At 70.5% G+C, this 26,810-nt stretch carries 26 protein-coding genes; 9 read left to right on the forward strand and 17 right to left on the reverse strand.

What is annotated here, in order from left to right:
• Positions 1-31 precede the first annotated feature (31 nt).
• The 6 genes from JRI60_RS50880 to JRI60_RS50905 all read right to left on the reverse strand — a co-directional run bounded on the left by JRI60_RS50880 (position 32) and on the right by JRI60_RS50905 (position 5,542).
• Positions 32-577 carry a DUF6232 family protein gene (locus JRI60_RS50880; protein ID WP_204223365.1) on the reverse strand — a complete coding sequence of 182 codons (546 nt, stop codon included), beginning with the start codon at positions 575-577 and terminating at the stop codon, positions 32-34.
• Positions 564-983 carry a transcriptional regulator gene (locus tag JRI60_RS50885; RefSeq protein ID WP_204223366.1) on the reverse strand — a complete coding sequence of 140 codons (420 nt, stop codon included), beginning with the start codon at positions 981-983 and terminating at the stop codon, positions 564-566. The genes JRI60_RS50880 and JRI60_RS50885 overlap by 14 nt, the downstream gene beginning before the upstream one ends.
• Before the next feature lie 140 nt (positions 984-1,123).
• Positions 1,124-1,816, reverse strand: coding sequence for a carbonic anhydrase (locus JRI60_RS50890; RefSeq protein WP_204223367.1), 693 nt, complete (start codon positions 1,814-1,816; stop codon positions 1,124-1,126).
• A 110-nt stretch (positions 1,817-1,926) separates the two neighbouring features.
• A complete protein-coding gene (locus JRI60_RS50895; RefSeq protein ID WP_239470215.1) occupies positions 1,927-3,156 on the reverse strand; it encodes a chemotaxis protein in 1,230 nt (409 codons plus the stop codon).
• Between the two features lie 95 nt (positions 3,157-3,251).
• Positions 3,252-4,943, reverse strand: a complete 1,692-nt coding sequence (locus tag JRI60_RS50900) for a right-handed parallel beta-helix repeat-containing protein (protein ID WP_204223368.1) — start codon at positions 4,941-4,943, stop codon at positions 3,252-3,254.
• A gap of 80 nt (positions 4,944-5,023) precedes the next feature.
• Positions 5,024-5,542 carry a hypothetical protein gene (locus JRI60_RS50905; protein ID WP_204223369.1) on the reverse strand — a complete coding sequence of 173 codons (519 nt, stop codon included), beginning with the start codon at positions 5,540-5,542 and terminating at the stop codon, positions 5,024-5,026.
• Between the two features lie 75 nt (positions 5,543-5,617).
• Here JRI60_RS50905 and JRI60_RS50910 point away from each other — a divergent pair, with 75 nt between their 5' ends.
• Positions 5,618-7,348: a hypothetical protein gene (locus tag JRI60_RS50910; RefSeq protein WP_204223370.1), complete on the forward strand. Its 1,731-nt coding sequence runs from the start codon at positions 5,618-5,620 to the stop codon at positions 7,346-7,348.
• On the opposite strand, the gene JRI60_RS50915 is transcribed toward JRI60_RS50910, so the two are convergent.
• From JRI60_RS50915 to JRI60_RS50945, 7 genes are all read right to left on the reverse strand, one after another.
• A complete protein-coding gene (locus JRI60_RS50915) occupies positions 7,345-8,697 on the reverse strand; it encodes an FG-GAP repeat domain-containing protein (protein WP_204223371.1) in 1,353 nt (450 codons plus the stop codon). The genes JRI60_RS50910 and JRI60_RS50915 overlap by 4 nt on opposite strands.
• Before the next feature lie 55 nt (positions 8,698-8,752).
• Positions 8,753-10,123 carry a sigma-54-dependent transcriptional regulator gene (locus JRI60_RS50920; RefSeq protein ID WP_204223372.1) on the reverse strand — a complete coding sequence of 457 codons (1,371 nt, stop codon included), beginning with the start codon at positions 10,121-10,123 and terminating at the stop codon, positions 8,753-8,755.
• Entirely contained in the window at positions 10,113-12,230 is a 2,118-nt protein-coding gene (locus JRI60_RS50925) for a two-component system sensor histidine kinase NtrB (RefSeq protein ID WP_204223373.1), read from the reverse strand. The genes JRI60_RS50920 and JRI60_RS50925 overlap by 11 nt, the downstream gene beginning before the upstream one ends.
• Before the next feature lie 163 nt (positions 12,231-12,393).
• Positions 12,394-12,801, reverse strand: coding sequence for a hypothetical protein (locus JRI60_RS50930; protein ID WP_204223374.1), 408 nt, complete (start codon positions 12,799-12,801; stop codon positions 12,394-12,396).
• A 10-nt stretch (positions 12,802-12,811) separates the two neighbouring features.
• The gene (locus JRI60_RS50935; protein ID WP_204223375.1) at positions 12,812-13,309 is read right to left on the reverse strand and encodes a helix-turn-helix domain-containing protein; all 498 of its coding nucleotides are present in this window, start codon (positions 13,307-13,309) and stop codon (positions 12,812-12,814) included.
• Between the two features lie 141 nt (positions 13,310-13,450).
• Positions 13,451-13,873, reverse strand: a complete 423-nt coding sequence (locus tag JRI60_RS50940; protein WP_204223376.1) for a hypothetical protein — start codon at positions 13,871-13,873, stop codon at positions 13,451-13,453.
• A 15-nt stretch (positions 13,874-13,888) separates the two neighbouring features.
• Entirely contained in the window at positions 13,889-14,671 is a 783-nt protein-coding gene (locus JRI60_RS50945) for an alpha/beta fold hydrolase (protein WP_204223377.1), read from the reverse strand.
• Between the two features lie 329 nt (positions 14,672-15,000).
• Between JRI60_RS50945 and JRI60_RS50950 the strand changes: the two genes are divergently transcribed.
• Positions 15,001-17,385: an isoamylase gene (locus JRI60_RS50950; protein ID WP_204223378.1), complete on the forward strand. Its 2,385-nt coding sequence runs from the start codon at positions 15,001-15,003 to the stop codon at positions 17,383-17,385.
• A 69-nt stretch (positions 17,386-17,454) separates the two neighbouring features.
• Here JRI60_RS50950 and JRI60_RS50955 read toward each other — a convergent pair whose 3' ends face one another.
• On the reverse strand, positions 17,455-18,840 hold the full coding sequence (locus JRI60_RS50955) for a DUF4032 domain-containing protein (protein WP_204223379.1): 1,386 nt from the start codon (positions 18,838-18,840) through the stop codon (positions 17,455-17,457).
• Positions 18,841-18,919: 79 nt separating this feature from the next.
• Here JRI60_RS50955 and JRI60_RS50960 point away from each other — a divergent pair, with 79 nt between their 5' ends.
• Positions 18,920-19,681, forward strand: coding sequence for an SDR family oxidoreductase (locus JRI60_RS50960; protein WP_204223380.1), 762 nt, complete (start codon positions 18,920-18,922; stop codon positions 19,679-19,681).
• Positions 19,682-19,691: 10 nt separating this feature from the next.
• On the forward strand, positions 19,692-20,396 hold the full coding sequence (locus JRI60_RS50965; protein ID WP_204223381.1) for an SAM-dependent methyltransferase: 705 nt from the start codon (positions 19,692-19,694) through the stop codon (positions 20,394-20,396).
• 9 nt (positions 20,397-20,405) lie between these two features.
• Here JRI60_RS50965 and JRI60_RS50970 read toward each other — a convergent pair whose 3' ends face one another.
• From JRI60_RS50970 to JRI60_RS50980, 3 genes are all read right to left on the reverse strand, one after another.
• Positions 20,406-21,296, reverse strand: a complete 891-nt coding sequence (locus tag JRI60_RS50970) for an alpha/beta fold hydrolase (RefSeq protein ID WP_204223382.1) — start codon at positions 21,294-21,296, stop codon at positions 20,406-20,408.
• Positions 21,293-22,198, reverse strand: coding sequence for a halocarboxylic acid dehydrogenase DehI family protein (locus JRI60_RS50975; protein ID WP_204223383.1), 906 nt, complete (start codon positions 22,196-22,198; stop codon positions 21,293-21,295). The genes JRI60_RS50970 and JRI60_RS50975 overlap by 4 nt, the downstream gene beginning before the upstream one ends.
• Positions 22,199-22,308: 110 nt before the next feature.
• The gene (locus JRI60_RS50980; RefSeq protein WP_204223384.1) at positions 22,309-22,659 is read right to left on the reverse strand and encodes a hypothetical protein; all 351 of its coding nucleotides are present in this window, start codon (positions 22,657-22,659) and stop codon (positions 22,309-22,311) included.
• A gap of 318 nt (positions 22,660-22,977) precedes the next feature.
• Between JRI60_RS50980 and JRI60_RS50985 the strand changes: the two genes are divergently transcribed.
• The 5 genes from JRI60_RS50985 to JRI60_RS54920 all read left to right on the forward strand — a co-directional run bounded on the left by JRI60_RS50985 (position 22,978) and on the right by JRI60_RS54920 (position 26,677).
• Positions 22,978-23,856: a Dyp-type peroxidase gene (locus tag JRI60_RS50985; RefSeq protein WP_204223385.1), complete on the forward strand. Its 879-nt coding sequence runs from the start codon at positions 22,978-22,980 to the stop codon at positions 23,854-23,856.
• Positions 23,853-24,221: a hypothetical protein gene (locus JRI60_RS50990; protein ID WP_204223386.1), complete on the forward strand. Its 369-nt coding sequence runs from the start codon at positions 23,853-23,855 to the stop codon at positions 24,219-24,221. Before JRI60_RS50985 ends, JRI60_RS50990 begins: the two co-directional genes overlap by 4 nt.
• Positions 24,222-24,288: 67 nt before the next feature.
• Positions 24,289-24,603: a hypothetical protein gene (locus tag JRI60_RS50995; protein ID WP_239470216.1), complete on the forward strand. Its 315-nt coding sequence runs from the start codon at positions 24,289-24,291 to the stop codon at positions 24,601-24,603.
• The gene (locus JRI60_RS51000) at positions 24,600-25,952 is read left to right on the forward strand and encodes a sensor histidine kinase (RefSeq protein WP_204223387.1); all 1,353 of its coding nucleotides are present in this window, start codon (positions 24,600-24,602) and stop codon (positions 25,950-25,952) included. The genes JRI60_RS50995 and JRI60_RS51000 overlap by 4 nt, the downstream gene beginning before the upstream one ends.
• Positions 25,949-26,677, forward strand: coding sequence for a hypothetical protein (locus JRI60_RS54920; protein WP_204223388.1), 729 nt, complete (start codon positions 25,949-25,951; stop codon positions 26,675-26,677). The genes JRI60_RS51000 and JRI60_RS54920 overlap by 4 nt, the downstream gene beginning before the upstream one ends.
• The last annotated feature ends 133 nt before the right edge of the window (positions 26,678-26,810 follow it).

Raw genomic sequence — 26,810 nt, forward strand, 5'->3', positions numbered from 1 at the left:
CCCCGGCCCTCTCCCAGGGGGAGAGGGAGTTTCAGCGCACCAGGGCCAGCCGGCGTGCCGGCACTCCGGGCGTGGGCGCCACGGGCCTCGGCTCGGGCCGCTCGAGCACCTCGCCCAGCGCCTCCACCACCCGGGCGAAGAGCTGATGATCCTGGCTGCGGAGCACCTGCCGCTCGCCCTCGGAGGTGCGCACGGTCAGCCAGTAGGTGTCGGCGGCCACCACCAGCCAGACGATGGAGGCGAAGACGAGCGCCGTGGCCACCAGCAGCGCGACCGTCACCCGGAACGAGCCCGGTTGCAGCAGCAGCATCGGCACCACCAGCGCCGCTCCCGCGCCAATGAGCAGCGGCACCCGGAAGCCGGGGGCCTCGTGGCGCGTGCCGAATCCTCGCAGCTCCTCGAGCCGCCAGGAGCTGCCCCCCACCTCCAGTCGCTCGCTCGTCAGCCGAAGGCCATCCGCCGCCACCAGCACCCGCTCGCCCGAGGCGGTACACGGCTCCGGCGGTAGGGAAGGAACCAACCTCAGCACGGACCTGGGGCGCGGCTGCGCCACCGGCCAGGACTCACGCTCCATCATCGTGCCTCCCGCGTTCACCCTGCATACCCGCGACGTCCGAGACCCCTCGCGAACGGGGCAACCTGCCCACCACATTGCGCAACAGGCCCTTCAACAGCTCCAGCGGCGTGCCCAGCGCGTAACAGCCACTCGCGCCCAGGCTGAGCGCCAGGCGCCGCAACCGCTCGTCCTCGAAGGGCAGCATCACGAAGACAGGAGCGGCACCCGCCTCATTCCCGGCCACCTTCAACACCTTGGACACGCTGTCCTCGCGCTGCACCAGCGCGAGCACCACGTCCGGCCGCACCGCGTCACCCGCGGCACACAGGGCGATGCCCATGTCGCCCAGCACGTCGCTCAACAACGAGCGCAGCGACTCATCCGCGTCTGGCGCGAGGATGACGCAGCACGGCAAGGGGTGGCGCATGGCGGCTCCTCATCCCCCTGCATCAGCAAGCGACATGCCCGTGGCGCTTCCCTCGGAGAGCGCTCCGACGCAGCGCGGCGAACGTGGCACCGTGCAAGACCGCCCTGGCGGATTGCCACGCCCTTCACCCTCGACGTCCGCTAGACGACGGGTACACCGGCTGGCTCACCCAGGATGCGATGGTGCTCGTGGCCCTCGAAGAAGTCGACCTGGCCGGTCTCCAGTGAGTACTCGGCACCGACAATCCACATCCCTTCCTCCAGGATGAGCCGCTCGAGCAGGCGGCTGCCATGGCGCAGGTGGGCGCACGACTGGCGGACGTTGGCGCGCACCGCCGCGCGCAGCAGGCGCTCCTTGTCCGCGCCCGGACCGGCGACCTCCACCACGCTCTCCACCGCGGGCCGGCACCGTTCCAACAGGTCGTGGATGTTCTCCGAGGGCGCATCCACATCGTTCTGAATGAAGTCCAGCGTGGACTTGATGGCACCGCAGCCGGAGTGGCCCATCACCACCGCCAGGCGGGTCCCGAAGGTGGCGGCGGCGTACTCCACGCTCCCCACCAGCGAGGGCGCCACGACGTTGCCGGCCACGCGGATGACGAAGAGGTCTCCCAATCCCTGGTCGAAGACCATTCCCGCCGGCACGCGGGAGTCGGAGCACGAGAGGATGATGGCGAACGGATTCTGCCCGGCCACCAGCGCGGCGCGCGCGGCCTGCCCGGACGCGACGTCCAGGCTGCGCACGTTCTGGTAGAAGCGGCGATTGCCCTCCCGCAGACGCTCGAGGGCCTGCGCAGCGGGCAGTGGGGCGGGGGCAACTCCAGCGACGGGCATGTCCGGCCTCCTCCTCTCCATGTGTGGTGCCGCCCGGAGGGATTCGCACCTGACGCCCGGCCGCCTGCCCTGGTCGCTCCCAGGGAGTCCCGCTCGCCGCCTCGCGCTCCTCAATGAGGGGGTTCGGCCGGGTGCTCGCCAACGGATGGCACGGGAGGAGCCGGCATGGCGGGCTCCTCCGGGGGAATCCGGTCCCTCGACGGCCCACCGCCTCCTCGCGGACGGCCCCGGGGCAGGCCCTCGCGCCGGCGCCAGGCCCGCGCCAGCAGCGCCGCGGCCACCAGCACGCCCAACAGGAACAACACCAGCAGCCCCAGCAGCCAGAGGAAGATGTGATTCACCAGGCCCGTGGCCCGCTCGAAGGCGTGGTCCACCCAACCCCGGGCCAGGGGATCCATCTGCGCCAGCGTCTCCACGCGCTCGGAGTGGAGCGACGCCAGCACGGCCACGCGCTCGCCCCGCACGTCATCCATCACCGCCTGACGCTCGGAGGAGATGAAGTCCTGCAAGGCCTCGCGCTCGCGAGTCACCAGCGCGGGCGTGTGGGCGGCCAGCGCCCCCACGCGCTCGAGCACGTCCACCGTACGGTCCAGCTCGTTCAACACGGGGCCCAGGGCCGGTGCTGCCCCCAGGAGCTCCTGGGTGGCGATCTCCGCCTGCCAACGGGCCTGCCGGGGCAGACTGCCCGCGTACAGGTCCACCCGCGTGAGTAGATCCTGCGTGTCCTGGAGGGCCCCGGCCGCCGCTCCCATCAGGCCCACCCCGGAGCGGTCCGTGAAGTCGGCCAGCAGGGGCACGGTGGACTCGCGTGTGACGAGCGGACCCGTCAAGGGGTGCTCCGCGGCCCATTGGTGGACCGTCTCCCGCAGGTTGGACACGTCCTGGCGGCCCGACAGCTCGCGCCAGAGCGCCTCCACCTCCGACTCCAACTCTCGGAGCGATCGCGCGAACGTGGCCCGCATCTCCGGCGCGGCATTCTCCGGCAACGCCTGCTCGAGCTGCGCCAGCAACGCCCAGCCGTCGATCAGCGCCGCCACCGGATCCGGCTGGAGGAGTGCCGACTGCATGACGGGCACCGCGTTGCTCTTGAAGCGGAGCATCGCCTCGCGAATCTCGGCCGAGTCGGAGCGCTCGGCGGCGACGTCCGCGGTGGCCTCGAGGACGCCCGGGAAGCGGCGCGCCATGTCGCGAACGCGGATGCGCAGCTCGCCCACGGACATGTTGGATCTGCCCACGCGCTCGAGCAGGGGCGAGCGCGGCTTCAACAGGGAACAGGCCGGCATCAGCGCCAGCAACAGGACCGGGAACAGGAGACGCGGGAGCCGAGGGAAGGTGCGCATGGGAGGGACCGGCTCCCCAGCATGCACACCCCCTCCCGCTCCGCCGAGAGGCCCCGGGGGGAGAGGCGGCGTCACGCTCCGGACGCCCGGTGGCCCTAACGGATGGTCGCGGCCTGCGAGGCCGTGCTCAGGCCGCCTCCGGACACCTCCACCGTCGCGGCCCCTGGCTGCGAGGACCGGATGAAGAAGCTCGCCTCCGCCTGCGGGTTCGAGAGGTTCAAGGTGGTGAGGCTCTCGGTGCAACCCGCGTCCGTGTAGAAGGTGACGCCCGAGGCCGCCACGCCCGAGGCCGCCACGGTGAACGCATCCGGGTCCGCCGGGCGCACGAGGTTGCCGTTCTCGTCCTGGCTCTGCACGGTGACCTTGCCGGAGCAGGCCCCCATCGCGAAGTCCTGCGCCGAGGTGAGGAACACGAGCCTCGACGCCGACTTCGTGGGGGACACGTCGATGTCGTACAGGTGCCGGGACTCATCCCGGGTGTAGCCCGCACCGGAGAAGAGATTCGCGGTGATGATGTTGCCCGTGCCCGAGTCCGAGATGGCGGCCTGGTAGTACGGGTTGAGCACCGCGCCCCCGTGACGGACGTCGTTCCCGGCCACCCGGATGAGCGTCTTCTCCGCGGGCGGTTCGAAGGCCTCTCCCTCGTACTGGGAGAGGGAGATGCCGACGTCGTTGTCGGTGAGGGTGTTGCCCTCGATGACGAGTCCGGTGACCAGCGACTGGCCGTAGGCGCTGCCTCCCGCGACGAGGATGCCCGCGCTGGTGGTGTTCACCGCGGGCCCGGTATAGGCATTCCCGGAGACGGTGTTCCCCGTCACCCGCCCCCGGGCCCCATTGCTCACCTGGATGCCATTGCGCGCGATGTGCGCCACGGGTCCGCGGCCATCCACGGTGTTGCCCTCGAGGTTCACCTCCACGGCGCCAGTCACCAGGATGCCGAGCTTCTGGTAGCCCGAGACGCGGTTGCGCAACACGTCCACCTTGAGGGAGCCCCGGCTCGCGTCATCGTTGCGCACCTCGATGCCAAAGCCCTCCTGGCAGCCACTCGTGTCCAGGCCCCTGTTCAGGTCGCGGACCTCGCTGTCGACCACCTCGCCCGTGGCCCCTTCGAGCAGGATGCCCCGGAGCCTCGCCGCGCCGGACTCACAGGGGTCCGTCAGCCCGCTGGCGGTGACGCTCACCCCCCGGACTCGCGCCGTTCCCCCCTTGTTGCGGATGACGGCTCCCGTGAAGCGGCCTCCCGAGGGATTCACCGCCGTGACGGTGTGGCCCTGGCCATCGAACGTGTAGCCGTCCGGAACGAACAGCGGGGAGTCCGTGGTGCAATCGGCCTCCAGCGCGAGCCGCTCGGCGCCCAGCGAGAAGGGACACTGGGCCTGCGTGCAGACGGGGCCCGTCCAGGAAATCTCAAAGGTGTGCGAAGCGCTCCGCTTCTGGGTGTCGGTGACCATCACCGTCACCTTGGGCTTCACGTCGGCGGGCAGGCAGGACGGAGATGTCCAGACGACCTCGCTGCGGCTGGTGCCATCCACCGGCGTGCCCAGGACGCCAGCATTCGTGGTCCACGAGAAGGACAGCGCCCCACGGCTTCCGCCCGCGACGGTGATGCTCAGCCGCAAGAGGTCCGCGGGCCCCACCGATGTGGGAGTCTGGGAGACCTCCTGGATGGAGGGAGGCGGCTCGAATGTATAGGTCACGGGGAGGTCTCGCTCCTCACGGCAACCCGCCGCCACCAGCGCGAGTCCCCCGACGAGCAACCACAGGCGCTTCACATCCGCTCGGTTCATGTGCACGCGGCTCCCACTCCAAGCTCAGAATGGGAATCACGATAACGACAGCCCGTCACACCTCAAAGGAAGTCCCCCTCCTACCGCAACCGAGTGACCAGCTCTGGACGCCCGATGGGGCTCTCGCCCCGGGCCAGGAGACGCTTCGCGGCCAGGACGGACACGCAGTCATCCGTGCTGTGGATGTCTCCATAGAAGGAGAGCAGCGTGGCCGGCTCCACCACCCGGATGTCGCCCACCTGCACCGAGGGCACGTGCCTCACGAACACGTCCAGGATGACCTTCGCGTCTTCCACGTACTTCGCGTAACGGTAGAAGTGCGTGGAAGTGGCGTCGAAGCGGCTCCAGATGCGGTGGAAGCCGCGCTCGGTGAGGAGCTGGACGAGCTCGGGGAAGCGCTCGGGCTCCACGAAGAGGTCCACGTCCTTGTGGTCGTGGAAGATCTTCAACTCCTCGTGGGGCGGAGCCATGAAGTGCCAGGCCCACCCACCGGAGATGATGACGAGGGGGGCGAGCGCCCGCAGCTCGGCCTCGGAGATGCGGACGCGGTCGAGATTCCAGGGCTCGCCGGCCCGCTTCGGGTTTCGTGGGTCTCCCATGACGGCTCCTCCAGAAGGTGCGCCGCAGAGACGCGAGGTCTTTCCCGGGGCTGACAAGCTGAGATGATGTGGCCCATGGACACCTCCTCCCGGGGCCGGTGGTTCACCTTCCCGCGTGTCATCTGGCTCTCGCTGCTGGCCGCGCTGGTGCTCACGCTGCCCACCGTCACGGTGGGTCTCCTCAGCGACGACTACATCCACCTGCTCATCCTCGAGGGCTGGCCCGCGATGGGGACGCCCTCGAACCTGTTCCACTTCGCCGGTGGGGATGTCGAGAAGCTCAAGCGCATGGTGGACGAGGGGCCCTACCCGTGGTGGACACTCCCCGAGCTGAAGCTGACCTTCTGGCGCCCGCTGTCGAGCGCGCTCGCCCGAGGGGACTACCAGCTCTTCGGCCGCAACCCGGTGGGCTGGCACCTGCACTCGCTGGTCTGGTACCTGGGGATGGTCGCCCTCTTCGGCGCGCTGCTGCGGCGCTTCCTGCCGACCGCGCTCGGCGCGCTGGCGCTGTTCCTCTTCGCCATCGACGGCGCGCACTTCATGGTGGCGGGGTGGATCGCCAACCGCAACGCGCTGGTGGCAGCCGTGCCCGCGCTGTTCGGCCTGTGGATGCACCTGGAGTGGCGGGAGTCGCACCGGCCCTGGGCCCTGCCCCTGTCCCTGGCCGGGCTCGCCGTGGGACTGATGGGAGGAGAGACCGCGCTGGGCGTCTTCGCGTACGTGCTGGCCTATGAGCTGCTCGGCGGCAGGGGCGGCGTGAAGGAGCGGGTGCGCGCCATCGCTCCGGCGGCGCTGCTCGGGCTGGCCTACCTCGGGATGTACAAGCTGCGCGGCTTCGGCGCCTACGGCTCGGGCTCCTACGTGGACCCGGTGAGCGAGCCCGGGCGCTTCCTCCTGGCCGCCCTGGTGCGGGTGCCGGTGCTGCTCTCCGGGCTGGTGATGGAGGTGCCCGCGGACCTCTGGCTGGCGGCGGGCCTGCGCCCCGTGCTGGTGGGGGTGGGACTGCTCGGGCTCGGGCTGCTCGTCCTGCTGGTGCGCGCCGCGTGGCCCTCCCTCTCCGAGGACGAGCGCCGCCACTGCCGCTGGCTCTTCCTCGGCGCCGCGCTGTCCCTGCTGCCGGTGGTCGCCACCTTCCCCTCCAACCGCCTGCTGCTCGTCCCGAGCATCGGTGGCTCGGTGGCGGTGGCCCTGGTGCTCGTATCCGCGTGGCGCTCGCGGGCGCGCGGCTGGCGTCCCCGAGGTATCGCGGCCGGAGCCGGCGTGCTCGCGCTCATGCACCTGGTGGTGGCGCCGCTGCTCTGGCCAGCGATGACGCTCGCCCTCCGGCAGCTGGGGGCCCAGGTGGAGCCCATGGTCCAGCCGCTGCACCGTGAGCTGGACTGGAAGCGCCTCCCCCAGCAGCGGGTGGTCGTCCTCCCCATGCCCAACCCCACCATCGGCCTCTACGTGCCCATGCTCATGGCCCTGCGCGGCATGCCGAAGCCCCTCTCCTGGTGGCAGCTCTCCCTGTCACCCGAGCCCCACGAGCTCGTCCGCACGGGGCCGGCGTCGCTCGAGCTGTCGCTCACCCGGGGCCACTTCCTCACCAGCGAGTTCGAGGTGGTGTTCCGCGGCACGAACCACCCGCTCCCCCGAGGGTCCCGGGTGGAGCTCGAGGGCATGAGGGTGACGGTGCTGGACGCGGACGAGGAGGGCCCCACGCGGCTCGGCTTCGAATTCGACACGCCGCTGGAGGACCCCTCCTTCGTCTTCCTGGGCTGGAAGGACGACGCGCTGCGCCCCGTCCCCCCACCGCCGCCTCGCTAGCGGCAGATGCCCCAGAGCATCTGCACACCGGAGCCGGACAGGACGGCCAGGTCCCGGATGCCATCCTTGTCGAAGTCCGTCACGGAGAGCCCCTGGAGCCCCACGCCCTGGGGGTACGCCGTGAGCAACACCTGGGGCCCGAAGGAGCCATTCGACCGGCCGGGCAACAGGCTCACCCGGTTGTCCCCGGTGTTGGACACCAGCAGGTCCGGCAGCGAGTCCCGGTCGATGTCCGCCAGGGCCAGCTTCGACGGCCCGCTCCCCGTGGCATGGGCGACCGGGGCCTGGAAGGTGCCATCGCCATTGCCGCGCATCACGAGCACCCGGGCGCCGCTCGCGTCGGTGACCATCAGGTCCTTGATGGCGTCGAAGTTGAGGTCCGCCGAGAGGATGCCGTGCGGCTGGCCGCTCACGGCCGAGAAGCGTTGGGCCTGGAAGGTGCCATCGCCGTTGCCCAGCAGCACGCCCACCGACTGGCACCGGGCCTCGGGCGGAGAGCAGCTCGCCGCGTGGGTGATGGCGATGTCCAGCCGGCCATCCTGGTTGAAGTCGTCGGCCCGCATCGCGCTGGGAGCCGAGGCGGCGTCGTATTCGACCGGGGTCTGGAGCGTATCGTTGAACCTGGACACGCTGAGCTTCTGCACGTCCCCGCGGAGGACGGCGACGCTCTGGCCGCCTCCACCGAAGTTCCCGACCACCACGTCGTTGAGCTCCGAGCCGATCTTCACGCTGCTCGCCAGCGTGAAGGTGCCATCCCCCTTGCCGCGGTACACCACCACCGTCTCGTTGCCGCTGTTGCCGACGACGATGTCCAGCTTCTGGTCCGAGTCGACGTCCGCGAGCGTCACGGACGAGGGCCCACTGGCCGGCAGCAGGGTGGGTGTCTGGAAGAGGCCGTTCTTGCGGTTCAGCAGGACGGCCACCCTGTTGCCGGTGCCGTTCACCGTGACGAGGTCCTCGTACTGGTCACCGTTGAGGTCGCCCATCGCGAGGCCCCTCGGGCTTCCGGAGAGTCCGTACGTCACGGGGGCCAGGAAGCCGCAGTTGCCCGCGCACTCGACTCCGCCATCCGCGCAGGCGCCGACGCACGAGCCGGAGGCACACGCGGGCTTGCCCCCGAAGGTGCCCCCGTCGCTGAGCACCACGTCCCCGCCATCGGTCGGAGGGCCCCCATCGTTCTGCCCGGTATTCCCCGGCGGCGGGGGAGTGTAGGGAATGTAATCGTCGGGGAGCCCCCCGTCTTCCTTGCAGCCACTGGCCAGCACGAGCACGGCGCTCAGCGCACACAGAAGGCCGGTGAAGGACCTGGCGGACAGCCCTCGGGGAACAGCGGTTCTTGGCGGGGACACGGTGCTGGGACCTCCGAGAGAAGAGAGGCCGACAGTGTACCCACCACACCCGGAGCTACGAGCCGTTTCCACTCCGCTCGCGCTCGCGGCGGTGGATGGTGGAGACGTCGATGCCGAGGATTTCCGCTGCCTTCGTCTTGTTGCCACCGCATTGCGCCACCACGTAGGCGATGTACTCCCCTTCGAGCTGCCGCAACGGCACGAGCCGGGCCTGGGCACGTGACAGCGGATGGGTGTCCGCCGTCACACCGGGCGCGTGGAGCTGAAGCGTGGGCAGGTCCACCGTCTCCTGCACCGTCACCACGGCGAGGCGCTCGACGAGGTTCTCCAGCTCGCGGACGTTGCCGGGCCACGGCGCGGTGGCGAGCGCGGCGAGCGCCTCGGGGGTGAAGCCGGTGAGGCGGGCGCGAGGGTTGCGCTTGCGCGACTGGGCGACGAAGTGCTCCACCAGCAGGGGGATGTCCTCGCGGCGCTCGCGCAGGGGCGGCACGTGCAGCGGCACCACGTTGAGCCGGTAGAAGAGGTCCTGGCGGAAGCGGCCCTCGCGCACGCGAGTCTCGAGCTCCTGGTGCGTGGCCGCCACCACGCGCACGTCCACCTTGCGCGAGGCATCCGCGCCCACCGCGCGCACCTCGCCATCCTCCAGCACGCGCAGCAGCTTGGCCTGGAGCTCGGGGGCCATGTCGCCAATCTCGTCGAGGAAGAGCGTGCCGCCGTCCGCCTCCAGGAAGAGGCCGCGCCGGGGCGTGGTGGCGCCGGTGAAGCTGCCCTTCACGTGGCCGAAGAGCTCGCTCTCCAACAGCGCGTTGGGGATGGCCGTGCAGTTCACCGCCACGAAGGGGCCGGCCTTGCGCGGGCCCTCGAAGTGCAGCGCCTTGGCCACCAGCTCCTTGCCCGAGCCGCTCTCGCCGCGCACCAGCACCGGCGCGGGCGAGTGCGCCACGCGCTCGACGAGCTCGTACAGCGTGCGCATGGGAGCGCTGCGTCCCACCAGCGCCGCGTAGGCGGAGCGGTCTCCCACGGCCTGGCGCAGCGCCCGGTTCTCCTCGCGCAGCCGCCGCTCGGCGATGGCGCGCTGCACGTACAGCAACACCTCGTCCAGCCGGAAGGGCTTGGTGAAGTAGTGCGTGGCCCCGCGCCGCATGGCCTCCACGGCGTTCTCCACCCCGCCGAAGGCCGTCATGATGAGCACCGGCAGCAGGGGGTCCACCTTGCGGACCGCGGCCAGCACGTCGAAGCCGTCCACCTGCTCCATGCGCAGGTCGCACACCACGGCGTCCAGCACGCGCCCGCTCACCACCGCGAGGGCCTCCTGGCCGCTGGTGGCCACGTCCACCGTGTAGCCCGCGTCCGTGAGGTGGTCGGCCAGCAGCCGCGCCATCTCCACGTGGTCATCCACCACCAGCACTCGTCCCTCAGACGGCATGTCGCTCCTCGCTCGGCGCGGGCGTGGCGGGCCACCACAGCGTCACGCACGTGCCCTGGCCGGGCTCGCTCTCCAGCTCGATGCGGCCCCCGTGGTTGCGGACGATTTGAGCCACCATCGTCAGCCCCAGTCCCGTGCCCTGGCCGCGCTTCTTCGTGGTGAAGAACGGGTCGAAGACGCGGTTGAGGCTCTCCGGTGGAATGCCGCACCCATCGTCCCGCACCGTCACCCTCACCCCGCTCCAGACTCCTGGCTCGCCCGGCGCCTCCATGTGGGCGGCGATGCGCACCGAGCCCCCGGGCTCGCACGCATCGCACGCGTTGAGGGCCAGGTTGAGCACCACCTGCTGCAGCTGGTCCGGGTCCGCCGACAGCGGGGGCAAGCCCTCGGGCACCTCCACCTCCACCCTCACCTTGCGCCGCTCGGCCTCGCCGTGCAGCAGCTCCTGCGCGCCCCGCAGCAGCGGCCCGAGCGCCACGCCCTTCACGGCCACCGGCTGCACCCGCGAGAAGTCCAGCAGCTGGCGGATGGTGCGGCTCACCCGGTCGATCTGCTCGATGATGACCTGCATGCCCGCGGCCTGCGGGTGCTGCGCGCCCAGCTTGCCCTGGACGTACTCGGCGCGACCGCGCACCACGCCCAGCGGCGTGCCAATCTCGTGCGCGATGCCGGCGGCGAGGATGCCCACCGTGGCCAGCTTCTCCGCGCGCAACAGCTGCGACTCGAGCGCGTGGAGGTTGCTCAGGTCCTCCACCACGAGCAGCACGCGCACTTCGGGGTCGTGCCGCTCCAGGGGCACGGCGTGGATGCGGTACTGGCCGGCCTCGCCGAAGAGGGGCAGCGGCTCGCCGTGGAGGCTGAGGACGCGCTCGGCGGAGCACGCGCCCTCCACCAGCGAGGCGAGCCGGTCCACCATGGCGGGGGGCGCGTTCGGGAAGGCCTCGGGGAGCGAGGCGCCCACGGCGGTGGGAGGCAACCGCTCGCGCAGGGCCTGGTTGACGGCGGTGATGCGCCCGGCGGCGGAGAGGGCGAGGACGCCGGTGGGGATGTTGTCGAGAATCTTCTGTGTCTTCTCGTGCAGGTGGGCGAGCCGATCCGCGTGGCGGCGGCTCTCCTGGAGCGCGACGGCGCGGCGCGAGGCGATGATGACGTAGGCGCCGAAGACGACGAGGAAGAAGGCCACCAGCGAGGCGCCGAGCGCCACCCGGAGGATGACGCCGCGCTCGTGGGCGCGCAGCTCGGCGGTGGTGGTGAGGGTGGCCACGGCCCAGTGGGCACCGCCACGCATGCGGATGGGGACGTAGGCGGCGATGGCGTCCGCCGCGCCCAGGCCCAGCAGGGCGGCCTCGCCCTCGGGGATGCGGATGGAGCCGCGCTCGCCCGCCTCCATGTGCCGCACGAGCGACGCGAAGGCGGGGATGTTGCCCGCCTCCGTCGCCAGCCGCTTGTGCCACTCGGTGAGGTTGGCATCGCTCACCGAGGTGGGCACGCCGCGCGCGCCGATGAGCAGCAGCCGCGCCTCGGGATCCGTGGCGATGAGCCGCAGGGGCGCGAAGAAGGGCTCGGTGTCCACCAGCACGGCGACCACGCCGCCGGGCCCGTCCGCGGAGGGCGCGTAGGCGGTGGCGAAGACGCGGAACCAGCCTCCGGGCGCGGCGGCCACGGGCGGCGAGGTGAGGATGTCCCCGGGCGTCCGGGTGAGCGCCTCGCGGGCGGTCTCCGTCAGGACGGTGCCCACGGCCCCGCGCGTGACGGCCGGCCCCGCGCGCCGGTCCATGATGGCGAAGCGCTGGGCTCCGGTGGAGTCGAGCACGACGATGGCCTTGTACTGCCCCACCACCTCGAGGAGGGCGAGCAGCTCGCGCCGGTGCTCGGTGACGGAGCCGGGCCGGGAGAGGAGCTCGCCGGCGAAGCGGAGGTCATCGGCCGCGTCGTCGAGCGCATCGGCCACCTCGCGAACCGCCGCCTCCACCTGGGCCTTGCGGTCCGCGGCGAACTGGTCCACCAGCGCCGCGCGGTCGCGGCGGATGAGGTAGACGACGCCCACCACCACGCTCGCGAGCGCGATGCACAGCAGGAGCACGGAGGCGACGGCCTGGCGGTTCATGGGGGGTCCAGCGGGACAGTGTATCCCGCGCCCCGGGACCTGGCGGGGCGGGATTCACCTCCGCGACCGCCCCGGTCGTCCGGGGGGCAGGCGCGCGCTGTCGCTCAACTGGTCCGACTGTCCGACCAGTTCACGCGGAGCTGAACCGCCCCCCCCTGCTGGCTCAGGTCACCGCGGGATGGCAGGACACGCCGAGAGGGAGACCCAACGAGGAGAGGGCGATCAGCTCCTCGGGGCTGAGCTCGAAGTTGCACTGCTTCTCGTAGGCCACGACCAGGTAGAGCGAAACCTCGGTGGCGCCCGCGGCCCGGAGCTCCGGGAGCCGTTCCTTCAACGCCCGCAGCGGCTCCAGGGCGGACACACCCGGCTCCAAGTCGTCATCGAGCAGCACCAGCATCGCGCTGCCGTACGGCAGGGGCTTGCCCTCGTACCGTCCCGAGGGAGCCATCTCGCCGGGCTCGTTCTTGTCCAACAGGACGAGCCCCGTGCGCGCCTCGGCGAGCGACGGGGAGAAGTCATCCCCCTGGAGGAGGCAGTACAGGAACCGTCGCGTCGAGAGCCGCTGGTTCATGGGAGGCATCTCACCCCACGTCCACCACGAGAGCCAGCGGCGTGCCCCGCCGCACCAGGAGGAGCGGAAGCACCTCCGTCACCGGGAGACTCGGAGCCGCCGCCAGCAGCCCCCACGAGTCCCTCCGCATGACGGGGTACACCTGGGGAGGCACGGGGAGGACCTGACGCGGGGAGTGGGCCCGCGAGGCACGCACACGAGGAGCACCGGAGCGCGCCGGGCGCCGCCGGCGAGCAGGCCTGGAGGCAGCCCGCTCCACGGCCGCCGCGCACTCGGGGCCGAGCAACGTGTCCAGCGAGAGGCACAACACCTGGCTGAGCTGCCGCAGGGTAGGGAGCCCGGGAGACAGGGTGCCACGCTCGAGCCGACCATAGGTGGAGGAGCCCAGGCCGAGCCGCCGAGCCATCTCCTCCTGGGTGAGCGCCGCGCTCTCGCGGGCGGTGCGAAGGGTCTCCCGGATGGCCCGGGCCAACCGTGCGCGGACCTTGGGAGGGAGGTGACTTGGCATGGTGGTCCGAACCCTAGCGACCCTGGACGTCAAGTCAACCCACATCCTATTTTACCGGTCACTTTTTCGACGCCCACCGTTTCAAGTAGGGTCGCATGGCGCGGGAAGCCCCGGAGGGGCCACCGCTGGAAACCGGGAGACTCACCCCGCGCGCTTGCCCGCCAGGGAGGGCCGCCCCTCCGCCTCGGCCTTGCGGTCCGCCAGCAGCGCCGCCAGGGCCTCGTCGCGAGTCTTGTAGACGTTCACCGCCGCGCCGTTGATGGTGCCGCTGGTGCTGACGAACATCTTCGTCATCTCGTCGCCGCCGAAGCGGAAGGAGCGGTGGGTGTAGCGCGCCAGCACCTCCGAGCGCTCGCGCCCGAAGACCCGGCCCGCCGTGTACTTCACCACCAGCCCGTCCAGGTTGATGAGCAGGTCCACCTTGGACGGGTAGCGCGACAGGTGACCCTCCACCTCAGTGCGCCAGCGCGCCACGTCCAGCGCGTTGTTGAGGATGCAATCCTCGAAGGTCGCGGTGACGACGTCGTGCCGCTCGTCGTACTCGAAGGACATCTTCCAAGCCATGGTGATGCCTCCGTACTACCGCCCCAGCCCCGCGAGGAAGGACGTGAGAAGTGCGGCCGTCTCCAAGGGCCGCTCCACCGCCGGGTAGTGCCCCGGGCCCGGCAGGTACGCCAGGCGCGCGCCCTTGATGGGGTTGGCCACCTTCTCGCGCAGGAAGGCCGGCGGCAGGAACGGGTCATCCGTGGCCACCACCAGCGTGGGCGCGGTGATGGAGGCCAGCTTCGCCTCGAAGCCACCGCCCGTCCACGCGTCGAAGCTGCCCTCGATGGAGCCCTTCGCCACCGCGCCCGCGTCCTTCAGCAGCCGCTCCAGCGCCGCCTCCGGCAGCTGCTTGCACGCCAGCCCGAGGATGGTCTTCTGCTTCTCCCGGTCGTTGGCCGAGGTGCGGAACAGCCCCACCGCCTCCGGCGGCAGCTGCATGCCCGAGGCCGGCACCGTGCACAGCAGCACCAGGCCCTCCACGCGCGAGGACTCCTGCGCGGCGATCCACTGGGCGAGCTGCCCGCCCATGCTGTGGCCCACCACGGTGAAGCGCTTCAGCCCGGCGTGGTCCGCCACGGCCAGCACGTCACGCACATGCTGCTCGAGCGTGTAGCCACCGGCGGGCGCCCCGGACTTCCCCGAGCCGCGCAGGTCCGGAATCACCAGCCGCAGGCCCGTGGTGTCCAGCTTCTCCAGCAGGTCGTCGAACACCGCGCCCGACACCATCCAGCCGTGCACGAGCAACACGTTGCGCGGCCCATCTCCCACGACGCGGTAGTGGATGGGCGTCTGATCGCTGGAAGCAACAGTCGGCATGTGAAGGTCTCCTCAGAGGGGCAGTCCGCGATGGGGGAGTCGCGGTCGAGGGGCTGCGGAAGGGGCAATCCTAAACGAAGTGCCCCGCGGGGCTGTAGTGCGTCCTCCCAGGAAACTGTCGGTCCGGACACAGCGTGTGGCCCCTCGACACGATGCGGCAAGGACGAGGCTCCCACCGACGCGGTAACAGCGGTCCTCCAGCACCCGGAGAGTCCCGTTCACCCCGGATTGACTCTCGGGTCAAAGAGGTGCTGGAACGAAAGGCAGACGGGCAGGCGCGGGCCCGCTGTGTCGACCGTCCCCATACCCACCGCGCTGGGAGTCCCCCCATGAAGCGTCCAACTGGAATCCGCCACCCGTGGCGTTCCCTGCTCGCGGCGAGCCTGCTCGCCACTCCGATCCTCTCCTGCGGTCCGGCCCAGGAGGCCGACCTCCTCCCCCTCGAGGGCGGTCAGGAGGACGTGGGCAGCGCGAAGCAGGGCGCCATCTCCTGGACGCTCGGGGCCCAGTACGACGCGACGAAGAGCAACATCACCTTCAACGTCTACTCCTCGCGCGCCACGCGCATCGAGGTCTACCTCTACAACACGGCCTACGGGGCCCAGGAGAAGGTGAAGTACGTCCTGACGAAGGACACGGCCACCAACGTGTGGACGAAGACGGTCTCCGTCGCCACGCTCCAGTCGAGCTACGGCATCACCGGCACGGTGTACTACGGCTACCGCGCCTGGGGTCCCAACTGGACGTACAACAGCAGCTGGACCAAGGGCTCCAGCCTGGGCTTCGTCTCCGACGTCGACGCGCAGGGCAACCGCTTCAACCCCAACAAGCTGCTGATCGACCCCTACGCACTGGAGATCAGCCACGACCCGACCAACGCCAGCAACACGGACGGCACCATCTACGCCTCCGGCCCCACCTACCGCAACGTGGACAGCGGGGCCAAGGCGCCCAAGGGCATCGTCCTGGCGCCGGACACCACCAGCTACGGCACCAAGCCCACGCGCGCCCTCAAGGATGACATCATCTACGAGGTGCACGTGCGCGGCCTCACCAAGGGCGACTCGAGCATCGCCGCCGCCTACCAGGGCACCTACAAGGGCGCGGGCCTGAAGGCCGCGTCGCTGGCGGCCCTGGGCGTCACCGCGGTGGAGTTCCTCCCCCTGCAGGAGACGGACAACGACGACAACGACGTCATCGCCAACACCACCGCGGACGACAACTACTGGGGGTACATGACCCTCAACTTCTTCTCGCCGGACCGCCGCTACTCCTCCGACAAGACGCCGGGCGGCCCCACGCGCGAGTTCAAGGAGATGGTCAAGGCCTTCCACGACAACGGCATCAAGGTCTTCATCGACGTGGTCTACAACCACACCGGTGAGGGCGGCGCGTGGAGCTCCACGGACAAGAACACGTACAACGTCTTCACCTACCGCGGCCTGGACAACCCCACGTACTACAGCCTGACCAGCGACTTTCAGAACAGCTGGGACAACACGGGCGTGGGCGGCAACTTCAACACCTTCAACCCCACGGCCAAGAACGTCATCCTCCACTCGCTGAAGTACTGGAAGGACGAGCTGGGGGTGGACGGGTTCCGCTTCGACCTGGCCTCGGTGCTGGGCAACACCTGCCAGCACGGCTGCTTCAACTACGACAAGACGAACTCCGGCACGGCGCTCAACGCCATCTGGAGCAACCTGTCCCCGCGTCCGGCCGGCGGCGGCACCGGCGCGGACCTCATCGCCGAGCCGTGGGCGATCGGCGGCAACAGCTACCAGGTGGGCAACTTCCCCAGCGGCTGGGCGGAGTGGAACGGGTACTACCGCGACACCTTCCGCAAGGACCAGAACCAGATGGGCGTGGCGACGGTGACGCCGGGCGAGCTGGCCTCGCGCTTCGCGGGCTCCTCGGACCTGTACGGGGATGACGGCCGCAAGCCGTACCACTCCATCAACTTCATGGTGGCCCACGACGGCTTCACCCTGAAGGACCTCTACACCTGCAACAGCAAGAACAACCTCCAGCCCTGGCCGTACGGCCCGTCGGATGGTGGCGAGGACCACAACGTCAGCTGGGACCAGGGAGGCGTGGCCGCGGACCAGCGCAAGGCGGCGCGCAACGGCCTGGCGTTCCTGATGCTGAGCGCCGGCACGCCGATGTTCAACGGCGGCGACGAGTTCCTGCGCACCCAGAGCTGCAACAACAACGCGTACAACCTGGACTCGAGCGCCAACTGGCTCAACTACGCGCTGAGCACGGAGCAGACGTACTTCAAGACGTTCGCCCAGCGGCTCATCGCCTTCCGCAAGGCGCACCCGGCGCTGCGCCCGGCCAACTTCTTCAGCGGCGTGGACAACAACGGCAACGTGATGGAGCAGATGCGCTGGTTCCAGCCGACCGGCGCCGTGGCCGACTCCACGTACATGGGTGACGGTAACAACCACGCGCTGGCCTTCCGCATCGACGGCACCGAGCTCGGTGACTCGGCCGCCGCCATCTACGTGGCCTACAACGGCTGGAGCGGCGCGGTGGACTTCAAGCTGCCCTGGCCCTTCGCCGGCAAGCAGTGGTACCGCGTGACGGACACCTGCAACTGGGCCGAGGGCACCAACCAGGTGGCCAGCCCCGGCACCGAGGCGCTCATCGGCGGCGAGAACACCCTCTACAACGTGTGCGGCCGCGGCCTCCTCGTGCTGATCGCGAAGTAGTGCACTGAGGGGGCAGAGCGGTTCATCGCGGGGCGCGGGCCAGTGAGGGCCGCGCCCCGTGGTGTTTCATCACCGCGCCCCACCGCCCGACGGAACGGGGACGGGCACCTGGGAGGCCGCGGTGTCCGCCTCCTCGTCCTCGGCCTCCTCGCTGGGGGTGTCCATCGCGGCCTCGGTGGACACGGAGGCCTCGGTGACCACGGTGGGCAGCGGGGCGCTCGCGGAGCGCAGGAGCGCCAGGGCCGGCTGCTCGCGGCGCAGCGCCACGTACCCCTTCACCGCCACCTTCAGGCCCACGTCCTTCTTCGCCCGCTCCGACAGGAACCACTTGTGCTCCAGCACCTGGCAGTAGAGCTCGGCCTCGTCGATCGCCGGCCCGAGCTCCCGCTCCAGCTGGCTCATCGTCGGCCGGAAGCGATCATCCATCCAGCGGAACGCCGCCACGCTCAGCGGCACGCTCCGGTTCAGCTCGCGCGTCAGCGTGGCCTTCACCTCGCGAATCTCGTTGAGGATGAGCGCCGCCTGCCGCTCCTCCGCCACCAGGCCCGTCAGGTTGTGCAGCTGGTGCCGGTGGTACTCGCGGTCCGTCACGATGGTCCGCATCCGCAGCTGGCTCCCGTCGCCGCTCGCCACCAGGTCCACCTCGCTCACCGAGAAGCCCAGCTCGTTGAGCGCGCGGATGCGCTCGTGGATGCGGTAGCTCTCGCGCGCCGAGATGGAGATCTCCTTGTGCGTCTCCGACCAGAGCCGCTCGTAGCGCTGGCGGATGCTCCGGGCCGTCTCGTACACATCGAGCGTGTGGGGCAGCTCCACCATCGCCGCCAGGTCCGCGAGCCCGCCGGTGACGTTCTCCTCCATGATCATCAGGTCCAGGTTGCGCTGGCCGTCCGAGAGCTTCGCGTGCAGCTCCGAGGTCTCCGCGTCCACCGCGTACGCCTGGAGCTCGCCCGCGTCGCGGCGGAAGAGCACGTTGGACAGGGAGCAGTCACCCCAATAGAAGCCACCGAGGTGCAGCCGCACCAGCAGGCTGGCCATCGCGTCCAGCAGCCGCTCGCGGTAGCGCTCCAGGCCCTTGTTCATGAAGAGCACCCGGTAGGGCAGCGACGAGGGCAGGTACTGGGTGAGCAGCACGCCCGTCTCGTCCTTGGGCTCGCCCGGCACGCGCATCCGCGCGAAACCCACCGCCGTCACCGCCGGCAGCCGCCGGTCCTCCAGCCCTCGCAGCACGTCATACTCGCGCTGCCCCACCGGCACGGGCAGCTCCTTGAGCGCGTAGATGTCCGTGCCGTAGCTGACGAAGACGACGGTGTGCCGGGAGAGGCCTCGAGGCACTTCCACCAACCGCGAGCACACCTTCGGGTTCCAATCCCCCAGTGGCAGGTGCCACGGCAGATCCAGGAAGTCCGGGTGGCCCTGGCGAAGGTGCAGCGCGGTGAGCCCATGAGACGAGGTCATGGACCGCCATCCTACCCCGTGTGAACGATTCCCACTGAACACGTGCACTCCCCGGACACATCATTAGAATCCTCGTCGTATGGAAAACATTCAGGGATGGACGGCCCTCGTCACCGGGGCCGGTTCGGGAATCGGCGAAGCGTGTGCCCTCGCGCTCTCCCAGGCGGGAGCGCGGCTGGTGCTGGTGGGGCGCCGGGGCGAGAAGCTCGAGGCGCTGGCGGCGAAGCTCCAGACGCCCGCCCATCCGCTGGTGCTGGACGTGCGCTCGCGCAAGGACGTCGAGTCCTCGCTCGCCTCCCTTCCGGCCGAGTTCGCCCAGGTGGACATCCTCGTCAACAACGCGGGCGTCGCGCTGGGCATGGACCCCGCCCACCAGACATCGCTGGATGACTGGGAAGCGATGGTGGACACCAACTGCAAGGGCCTGCTCTACGTGACGCACGCGCTGCTGCCCGGCATGGTGCAGCGCAATCGCGGGCACATCGTGAACCTCGGCTCCGTGGCCGCCACCTACCCCTACCCCGGTGGCAACGTCTACGGCGCGACCAAGGCCTTCGTGCACCAGCTCTCGCAGAACCTGAAGGCGGACCTCGTGGGCACGCGCGTGCGCGTCACCGACGTGCAGCCCGGCATGGTGGAGACCGACTTCTCCCTCGTCCGCTTCAAGGGAGACGAGGAGCGCGCGCGCAAGGTCTACCAGGGCATGGAGGCGCTCACGCCGGAGGACATCGCGGACATCGTCGCGTGGTGTGTCACCCGCCCCGCCCGCGTGAACATCAACGTCGTCGAGGTCATGCCCGCCGACCAGGGCTTCGGCTCCTTCAACATCAAGCGGCGCTGACGGGCCTCACGTGGAGCGCCATCCCCCCCAGGGTCAGCGGACGGTCCACTGCGAGGATGCGCTCGCGTGGTTGGAGGCGCGGAGCGTGCTCGACGGGTGCTCGCTCATCACCTCGATGCCCGACGTGTCCGAGTTCCCCTCGCTCACCGTGGCGGAGTGGAAGGAGTGGTTCGTCCGCACCGCCTCGCTCGTGCTCTCGCGCTGCCCGGACGACGGCGTCACCCTCTTCTACCAGACCGACGTCAAGAAGGACGGGACCTGGGTCGACAAGGGTTACCTCGTCCAGAAGGCCGCCGAGCAATCCGGCCATTCGTTGCTGTGGCACAAGGTGGTGTGCCGCGCTCCTCCGGGCAACATCACCTTCGGGCGGCCCGCGTACTCGCACCTGCTGTGCTTCTCGCGAGGCCTGCGGCTGGACCTGTCGAAGTCCACCGCCGATGTGCTCCCCCAGGCCGGCGAGGTGACGTGGACCCGGGGCATGGGCGTGCAGGCCTGTCTCGTCGCCTGCCGCTTCGTGCTGGAGAACACGTCCACCCGCACCATCGTGGATCCGTTCTGCGGCCACGGCTCCGTGCTCGCCGTCGCCAACTCGCTGGGACTGGATGCGGTGGGCGTCGAGCTCAGCCGCAAGCGGGCGAAGAAGGCCCGGGCGCTCAGGTTTCCGTTCGGAAGCGAGGAGCCCTCGGACGAAGAGGGCCCAGAGCCGGAGTCCTGACGGGGCCGCTCAAATCAGCGGTCCCTGCACGGAGGGGACATCCAGTCCTCCCTCCAACCGGGGCCGCTCCTCCCTCTCGAGGAACTCGAACAGCGCCGTCATCACCGCGTGGGGCTGGTCCCACATCACGAAGTGCTTCGCGTTCGCCACCCGGACCAGCTTCGCGCCCGGTATCTCCCACGCCAGCCGCTCGCCCCACTTCACCGGCTGGAAGACGTCGTCCACGCCCCACACCACCCGCGTGGGCACCGCCATGTGCCCCAGCCTCGGCACCAGCTCCTGCGTCTGGTTCGTGTTCAGCGCCGCCGCGTTGCGTACCAGGGAGGTCTTCCCCACCTCCGTCGCGTATGGCGCCAGCAATCCGTCCAACACACCGTCCGGCGGGGCCGTCGCGAAGCCCGTCCGCTTCAGCGCCATCCTCAACGCCCGCTGCACCGCCCTCGCCGACAGCCGCCTCGCCACACCCGGGTGTCCCAGCTGCATCATCAGCTCGATGGGCCACGAGTCGAAGCAGATGCTGTTCATCAGGCAGAGCCTCGACACCCGCCGGGGGAAGCGGACCGCCAGGTGCTGCGCCACGCCTCCGCCGATGTCGTGCCCCACGACGGTGGCGTCCATCACCCCCAGCCGGTCCATCCACGCATCCAGCGCCTCCGCCTGCCGCGCGATGGAGCGGTCGAAGTCGTCCCGCCGGTCCGAGTACCCGTACCCCAGCAGGTCCGGAATCAGCACCCGGTGCGTCATCGACAGCGCCGACAGCAACCCGCTCCACAGGAAGCCCCACGTGGGAATCCCGTGCAGCAGCACCAGCGGCGCTCCCCGCCCCTCGTCCACGTAGCTGATGAAGCGGTGGCCCAGCTCCACCACCCGCTGCCTCGCCTGGTAGTCGCGCCAGTTCATCGCAGCTCTCCCGCCACCACGAAGTCCGGCACCAGCCGCGCCTCGGCCGGGAAGGGCAGCCGCCGCTCCACCTCTCTCGCGTCGCACACCAGCGTCGCCATCGCGAGCACCAGCACCGGCAGCCGCCACTCGAACTGGACCGTCATCCGCTGGATGACCTCCGCGTCCTCGTGCAGCACCTCCACGCGCTCCCTGGACAGCGCCACCTCGTACGGCAGGTTCCGCGCCAGCCGCCTCGACAGGGCCAGCAGCGCGTCACAGGCGCGGGCCCACTCCTCGCCCTTCATCCTCGGCTTGAGCCGCGTCCACACCGCCCCCAGGTACTCCGGCCACATCGCCAGCCCCCGGAAGTCTCCCGGCAGTGACGGCGGTCCCACCGTCTCCTGGATGTCCTTGAAGAGGCCGCGCAGCCGCGCGTCGTCCGGCGGCTCCGACACCCACTCCATCGCCATCATCCGCGCCGGAGCGCCCCGCTCGATGCGCTCGGCGCTCCCCAGCGGTTGCAGCGTGCCCACCGGCTCGTCCCGCAGCGCCAGTTGCACCGCCGAGGTGAACACCAGCATCTTCGGATTGAGGTAGTGGTACAGCTCCAGCGCCCCTCGCAGCTGGTAGCGCTGGCTCTCGCCCAGCGGCACCGCGTCCCAGGCGCCCAGCGGGGGGCCCAGGCGCTCCGCCGCGTCCACCGCCCACACGCGCACCTCGTCCGCCGCCGACTCGAAGGCCCGCGTCTCCGCGTTCGGGCCCATCGCCTCCCACATCCCCACGAGGAAGCGCTCGAAGCGCGCCCACGTGTGCACCGTCACGTCCAGCCCCGTCACCCGCAGCGTCCGCCGCATCTCGTGCAGCACCCGCTCCACGTCCCCGTGAGCCTCGCGCTCGCTCACCTGCTTCGGTCCGGCCATGGACGCACCTCCTCCGGTCGGAAGATGGAGCGTGCATCCATGGGGGGGCAGTCAGCGGGCGGCGGGAGGACCGGTCACTCGGCCCTCCCCTGGCCGCGCGTCCGGCGCGCCTACTTCGAGCGCTTCGGCGGAACGTTGGCCGACAGCGCGGGGAACACCTTGCGCCACTCCGGCACCTCGTCCTCGGATGGCGCGCTGCTCGGCGCGGTCCGGGCGCCCCTGGCGGGCTGCGGGGGCGGAGCCGCGGCGGGACGCGCCTCCTGGGCCCTCGCCGCCGGGACGGGCGCGGAAGCGGCCCGGGCACCTCTCCGCCCGCGACCCACCCCGAGCAGGGGGCCGATCGCATCGGCGATCCGGGTCAGCTCCTCCATGCTCTTGCGCGCTTCCTTGAGACGAGCGACGCCCACCTTCAGCCTTCGATCGAGCTCAACGGGCAATGCCGGTCCCTCCACGTTCTTCATGACACAATCCTTCTCTCGAGAGTGCGGTCCACCCCTCCCGCCGCCAAAGACATACGGGCATGAGACGAGAGGGAAATACGTGAGTCCACCTTAGCACTTCGGCTCGGCGGTGAACGGTTTCCGTGAGGCCGCGTCCATGGCCCTCGAGGGCAGCCCTCCTGACAGGTGCGATACGGAAGCAACACTCATCCCTCGCCCCTGTTTGACTTCACATGACCCGTCGGGTTCTCCTTGTGTGTACACGCGGCGGGCGAACAGCCCCGCGCACACGGACACCCGTGCGCCAGGGCATCGGCGTTCAGGTGGGGGGATACAGCGATGCAACCGCAGGAAGGCCTCTTCCATTCGCCTGGCGCGTTCAGTGGCATCGCCGTTCTCCGGCTCAGCCGGAACATGGCCCTACCACAGTTGCGACAGGTGGTCTCCTCCATCCACGCCGAGCTGAGCGCGGCCAGCGGCCTGCACGTGGTGCTCGGCCTGGAGGCCTCGCTGCTGCGCGAGGCGCCCCCAGCTCCGCCCGCGCTGCTGCCTCGCCGGGGCCCCACGGCGCGCTTCCCCTCCAGCCAGTCCCACGTGCTCGTCCAGGTGAGCGCGGAGGAGCGCGAGCGCCTGCTGTGGTCGCTGCGGCGTGTCCTGGCGCTCTCCCAGGCGGTGCTCTCCCTCGAGGAGGAGGTGCTCGGCGGCCGCATTGGCGTGGGGCGCGACGCCTTCGGCTTCCGCGACGGCCTGCTGCTCCCCACGCCCGAGCAGGTGCGGCGCACCGCGCTCATCCCCTCGGGGCCCATGGCGGGGGCCTCGTGGCTCCTCTACCTGCGCTTCCAGCAGGACCTGGACCTCTTCAGCCACCTCAAGCCCCAGGCCCAGGAGCGCGTGGTGGGCCGCACCCATGACGGGGAGCTCGTCGTGGACGCGCCCGCCGAGGCCCACATCCTCCGGGCCCGCGCGGCCGGCGCTGGGGAGAACCAGCTCCTCATCCGCCGCGGCTTCCCCTTCCGGCACCGGGGTGAGGAGGGGCTCGTCTTCGTGGCCGCCGCCGCGGACCCGGACGCCTACCGGCGCTCGCTGGACGCGCTGCTGGGCGTGGGCGGACAGACGCCGGACGCGCTGCTCCGCTACGCCACCGCAGTGGGCGGAGGCCTGTACCTCGCGCCTCCGCGCGACTGGTTCCACACCACCGGGCCAGGAGCGGTCCCATGAAGGTGCTCGTCCTGGATCGGGATACCCGCGTGTCGCGCGCGCTGGAGCGCACCCTGCGGGTGCTCGGACACGAGGTGCGCTGCCCTCTCTCCGCCGCGGAGGCCCGCGCCGCCCTCCACGCGGACCCGGCCGTGGACATCATCCTCGCCGCGCAGCACCTGGAGCCCGGCGAGTGCGGCACCGGGTTTCTTCGCTGGGCGGAAGCCCACGTCCCCCGTGCGCGCCGGGTGCTCATCTCCGGCACGCACTGCCCTCCGGACTTCGTCGAGCAGCCCGGGGTGCAGTGGTTCCAGGCCAAGCCCTTTGGCCGCCGGGAGCTGGAGGCCCTGCTGTGCCCTCCAGCTCCCCCGCACGACAGCCCGTAACCAGCCCCCGCCCCCCACTTCATGCAGACAACAGTCCGGCCATCCAGCCGGCGGAAGGAACGCAACAATGAGCTACAACGACATCCGTGGTCCTCGCGTGGTGGGATTGAACGTGGCCTCCTCGCTCGGGGAGTACCTGATGCGCATCCAGGAGCTGGGCGCCGTGGAGGGACCTGACGGGGCCCTGGAGATCAGCCCCGAGGTGATGCCGGTGCTGGAGGCCATCCACCAGGTGCTGGCCGGTGGCACGGTGGAGGTGAAGGTGGTCCACCGGGGCAATCCGGACATCGTCCACGAGCTGAACCGCCGCGTGGCGCAGGTGGGCAAGGAAGCCAATGCCATCAACAAGGCGGCGGGTTTCTATCTGACAGCGACCCTATGACCCTACCCACGCGCTGGCGCCGCGTCGTCCGAGAGTCCTTCAAGCGCTGGGTACGCTCGCAGGACACCCAGGAGGTGCTGGCCGCCTCGTCGCTGCAGGCCTGGCTGTGCTCCGCGCTGGCCATCCCGGCGGTGCTGGCGCTGGCGACGTGGGCCCCCGGGGCGAAGCACTTCTTCGATCTGCACTTCGGCAAGGCGCTGGCGTGCCTGCTGCCCGCGCTCGCTCTGGGCATCGGCTTTGGCCTGAGGCACCGGAGCCGCCAGCGTATCGATGACGAGGGCTGGCTGCACGTGCTGTTGGGGACGGCCGCCTTGCAGTTCTTCCTGGCGGCGTTGATGGCGCTGGCGGTGATGCCGGGGGCCATGGTGTTCGCGGCGGTGCTGCTCTTCACCACCGGCTACCACGGCCGGCTGCACCGCGTGGCGCCCACGCAGCCCTTCCTCGCGCTGGGCTCGGCGGTGGCGCTGGGGCTGGCGTCGCTGCTGGCCCGCGAGGAATCCCACGTGGCCCTCTTCGCCGTCCTGGGGCCGCTGGCGATCATCCTGGAGCTGTACTCGGGCACTTTCGCCCTCAAGCACGACCAGGCCCGCGCCGAGGCCGAGCAGCTGCGCGCCGCCGTGCAGGCGCACATCCTGGAGCAGCAGGAGCGGGACGTGGGCCGGCTGTCCCAGGCGATGGTGCAGATCCTCGGCTACAACCACGACATCAACAACGCGCTGATGAGCGCGAGCGCCGCGGCGGACATCCTGTCCGTCATGGGCGTGCAGCGCAACGCGCTGCCGCGCGCCGAGTTCGAGGAGCTGGTGCGCGAGCTCAACGAGGGCCTCACGCGCATCCGCGAGATGGTGCTGGAGATACGGCAGAAGGGCCGGCGCTCGGTGAGCAGCGAGCCGGAGAACGTGCACATCGTCCCGGTGCTGGAGTCGGTGCGCACGAGTGTCGGCTGGCGCTTCCCGGACGTGCACATCCAGGTGAAGGTGGAGGAGCAGGCCTCGCACGCGCTGGTGCGCGGGGGCATCACCACGCTGAGGCGGGTGGTGGAGAACCTGGTGCTCAACGCGTGCGAGGGAGATGGCGCGCGGGGCGCGGGGAAGGTGGACATCCTCGCGCGTCCCGAGCCGTACAGCGGGCGGCTGGAGCTGCTCATCGCCGACGATGGCCCGGGCTTCCCGCCGGAGCGACTGCAGGCCCCCATCGAAGGGCTCTCCACCACCAAGCCGAACGGTACGGGGCTGGGCCTGTACACCTCCGAGTGCCTCATCCGCGCGAGCGGGGGCACGCTGGAGCGCAACAACCGCCCCGGTGGAGGGGCACAGCTGCGCATCCTCCTTCCCCGAGAGTTGAGATGAGCGCGGGCGCCGTCTTCCAGGAGGCCCTGCGAGAGCTGCGCCGGTACGGCCTTCCGGAAGAGGCCGAGCGCAATGTCCTGGCGGCGATGGAAGCGGGACGGCCGGGGCCGCTGGCGCTGCTGTACGTGGCGGGAGCCGAGGCGGGGCTGGGACGCGAGGTGCTGCTGAGGCGCGCCGCGGGCCTCTTCTTCTGCGCGTGCGCGGCCAACCTCGCGGACGACCTGGCGGACGGCGAGTGCTCGTACCTCGCGGAGCCCTGGCGGGTGGGGCCCGGGGTGCAATTCACGTTGCAGTCGCTGTGCTTCGCCGCGCTGGCCCGGTCGGAGGTCCCCGCGCCGGTGCTGGCGGAAGCGGCGGATGCCATGGTGACGGCGGCGGGGCTGCAGGTGCTCGAGGTGCATACCCCCACGTGGACGGCCGCGCGCTACGAGCAGGTGGCCGAGGGCATCGCGGGGAAGCAGTGGGCGCTGTACCTGCGGGTGCTGTGGGAGGGAACGGCGCTGGCGGGACAGGCGGTGGAGGTGGGGAGGAGCCTGGGCGTGGCGGCGCACGTGGCCGAGGACATCCGCTCGGGAGACCCCCGCTTCCACGGCATGACCGAGGAGGACCAGCACGCAGTGCTGGCCTGGGCTCGGGTGGCGGTGGACATCGTGCGCCGCGCGGCCCTGAGCAGCCTGGACGCGGTGCTGCGCACGGTGGAGCCCCTGCTCAACAGGCACGCCTGACCAACCCAACCCCTCTCCCTCCGGGAGAGGGAGATAGTGGAGGGAGAGAGTGGTTTCCTCCTCGGCGGCAGGGCAGACAGGCAGGCACACTCCTACGAGCATCCCCATCTTCATCCTCTCAGAGCACCGGAGG

This window comes from Archangium violaceum, from assembly GCF_016887565.1.
GTDB lineage: Bacteria > Myxococcota > Myxococcia > Myxococcales > Myxococcaceae > Archangium > Archangium violaceum_B.

Coding starts and splice junctions, on each gene's coding strand:
- JRI60_RS50880 (WP_204223365.1), bottom strand. CDS start 577: ATGATGGAGCGTGAGTCCTGGCCGGTGGCGCAGCCGCGCCCCAGGTCC.
- JRI60_RS50885 (WP_204223366.1), bottom strand. CDS start 983: ATGCGCCACCCCTTGCCGTGCTGCGTCATCCTCGCGCCAGACGCGGAT.
- JRI60_RS50890 (WP_204223367.1), bottom strand. CDS start 1,816: ATGCCCGTCGCTGGAGTTGCCCCCGCCCCACTGCCCGCTGCGCAGGCC.
- JRI60_RS50895 (WP_239470215.1), bottom strand. CDS start 3,156: ATGCGCACCTTCCCTCGGCTCCCGCGTCTCCTGTTCCCGGTCCTGTTG.
- JRI60_RS50900 (WP_204223368.1), bottom strand. CDS start 4,943: ATGAACCGAGCGGATGTGAAGCGCCTGTGGTTGCTCGTCGGGGGACTC.
- JRI60_RS50905 (WP_204223369.1), bottom strand. CDS start 5,542: ATGGGAGACCCACGAAACCCGAAGCGGGCCGGCGAGCCCTGGAATCTC.
- JRI60_RS50910 (WP_204223370.1), top strand. CDS start 5,618: ATGGACACCTCCTCCCGGGGCCGGTGGTTCACCTTCCCGCGTGTCATC.
- JRI60_RS50920 (WP_204223372.1), bottom strand. CDS start 10,123: ATGCCGTCTGAGGGACGAGTGCTGGTGGTGGATGACCACGTGGAGATG.
- JRI60_RS50925 (WP_204223373.1), bottom strand. CDS start 12,230: ATGAACCGCCAGGCCGTCGCCTCCGTGCTCCTGCTGTGCATCGCGCTC.
- JRI60_RS50930 (WP_204223374.1), bottom strand. CDS start 12,801: ATGAACCAGCGGCTCTCGACGCGACGGTTCCTGTACTGCCTCCTCCAG.
- JRI60_RS50935 (WP_204223375.1), bottom strand. CDS start 13,309: ATGCCAAGTCACCTCCCTCCCAAGGTCCGCGCACGGTTGGCCCGGGCC.
- JRI60_RS50940 (WP_204223376.1), bottom strand. CDS start 13,873: ATGGCTTGGAAGATGTCCTTCGAGTACGACGAGCGGCACGACGTCGTC.
- JRI60_RS50945 (WP_204223377.1), bottom strand. CDS start 14,671: ATGCCGACTGTTGCTTCCAGCGATCAGACGCCCATCCACTACCGCGTC.
- JRI60_RS50950 (WP_204223378.1), top strand. CDS start 15,001: ATGAAGCGTCCAACTGGAATCCGCCACCCGTGGCGTTCCCTGCTCGCG.
- JRI60_RS50955 (WP_204223379.1), bottom strand. CDS start 18,840: ATGACCTCGTCTCATGGGCTCACCGCGCTGCACCTTCGCCAGGGCCAC.
- JRI60_RS50960 (WP_204223380.1), top strand. CDS start 18,920: ATGGAAAACATTCAGGGATGGACGGCCCTCGTCACCGGGGCCGGTTCG.
- JRI60_RS50970 (WP_204223382.1), bottom strand. CDS start 21,296: ATGAACTGGCGCGACTACCAGGCGAGGCAGCGGGTGGTGGAGCTGGGC.
- JRI60_RS50975 (WP_204223383.1), bottom strand. CDS start 22,198: ATGGCCGGACCGAAGCAGGTGAGCGAGCGCGAGGCTCACGGGGACGTG.
- JRI60_RS50980 (WP_204223384.1), bottom strand. CDS start 22,659: ATGAAGAACGTGGAGGGACCGGCATTGCCCGTTGAGCTCGATCGAAGG.
- JRI60_RS50985 (WP_204223385.1), top strand. CDS start 22,978: ATGCAACCGCAGGAAGGCCTCTTCCATTCGCCTGGCGCGTTCAGTGGC.
- JRI60_RS50990 (WP_204223386.1), top strand. CDS start 23,853: ATGAAGGTGCTCGTCCTGGATCGGGATACCCGCGTGTCGCGCGCGCTG.
- JRI60_RS50995 (WP_239470216.1), top strand. CDS start 24,289: ATGAGCTACAACGACATCCGTGGTCCTCGCGTGGTGGGATTGAACGTG.
- JRI60_RS51000 (WP_204223387.1), top strand. CDS start 24,600: ATGACCCTACCCACGCGCTGGCGCCGCGTCGTCCGAGAGTCCTTCAAG.
- JRI60_RS54920 (WP_204223388.1), top strand. CDS start 25,949: ATGAGCGCGGGCGCCGTCTTCCAGGAGGCCCTGCGAGAGCTGCGCCGG.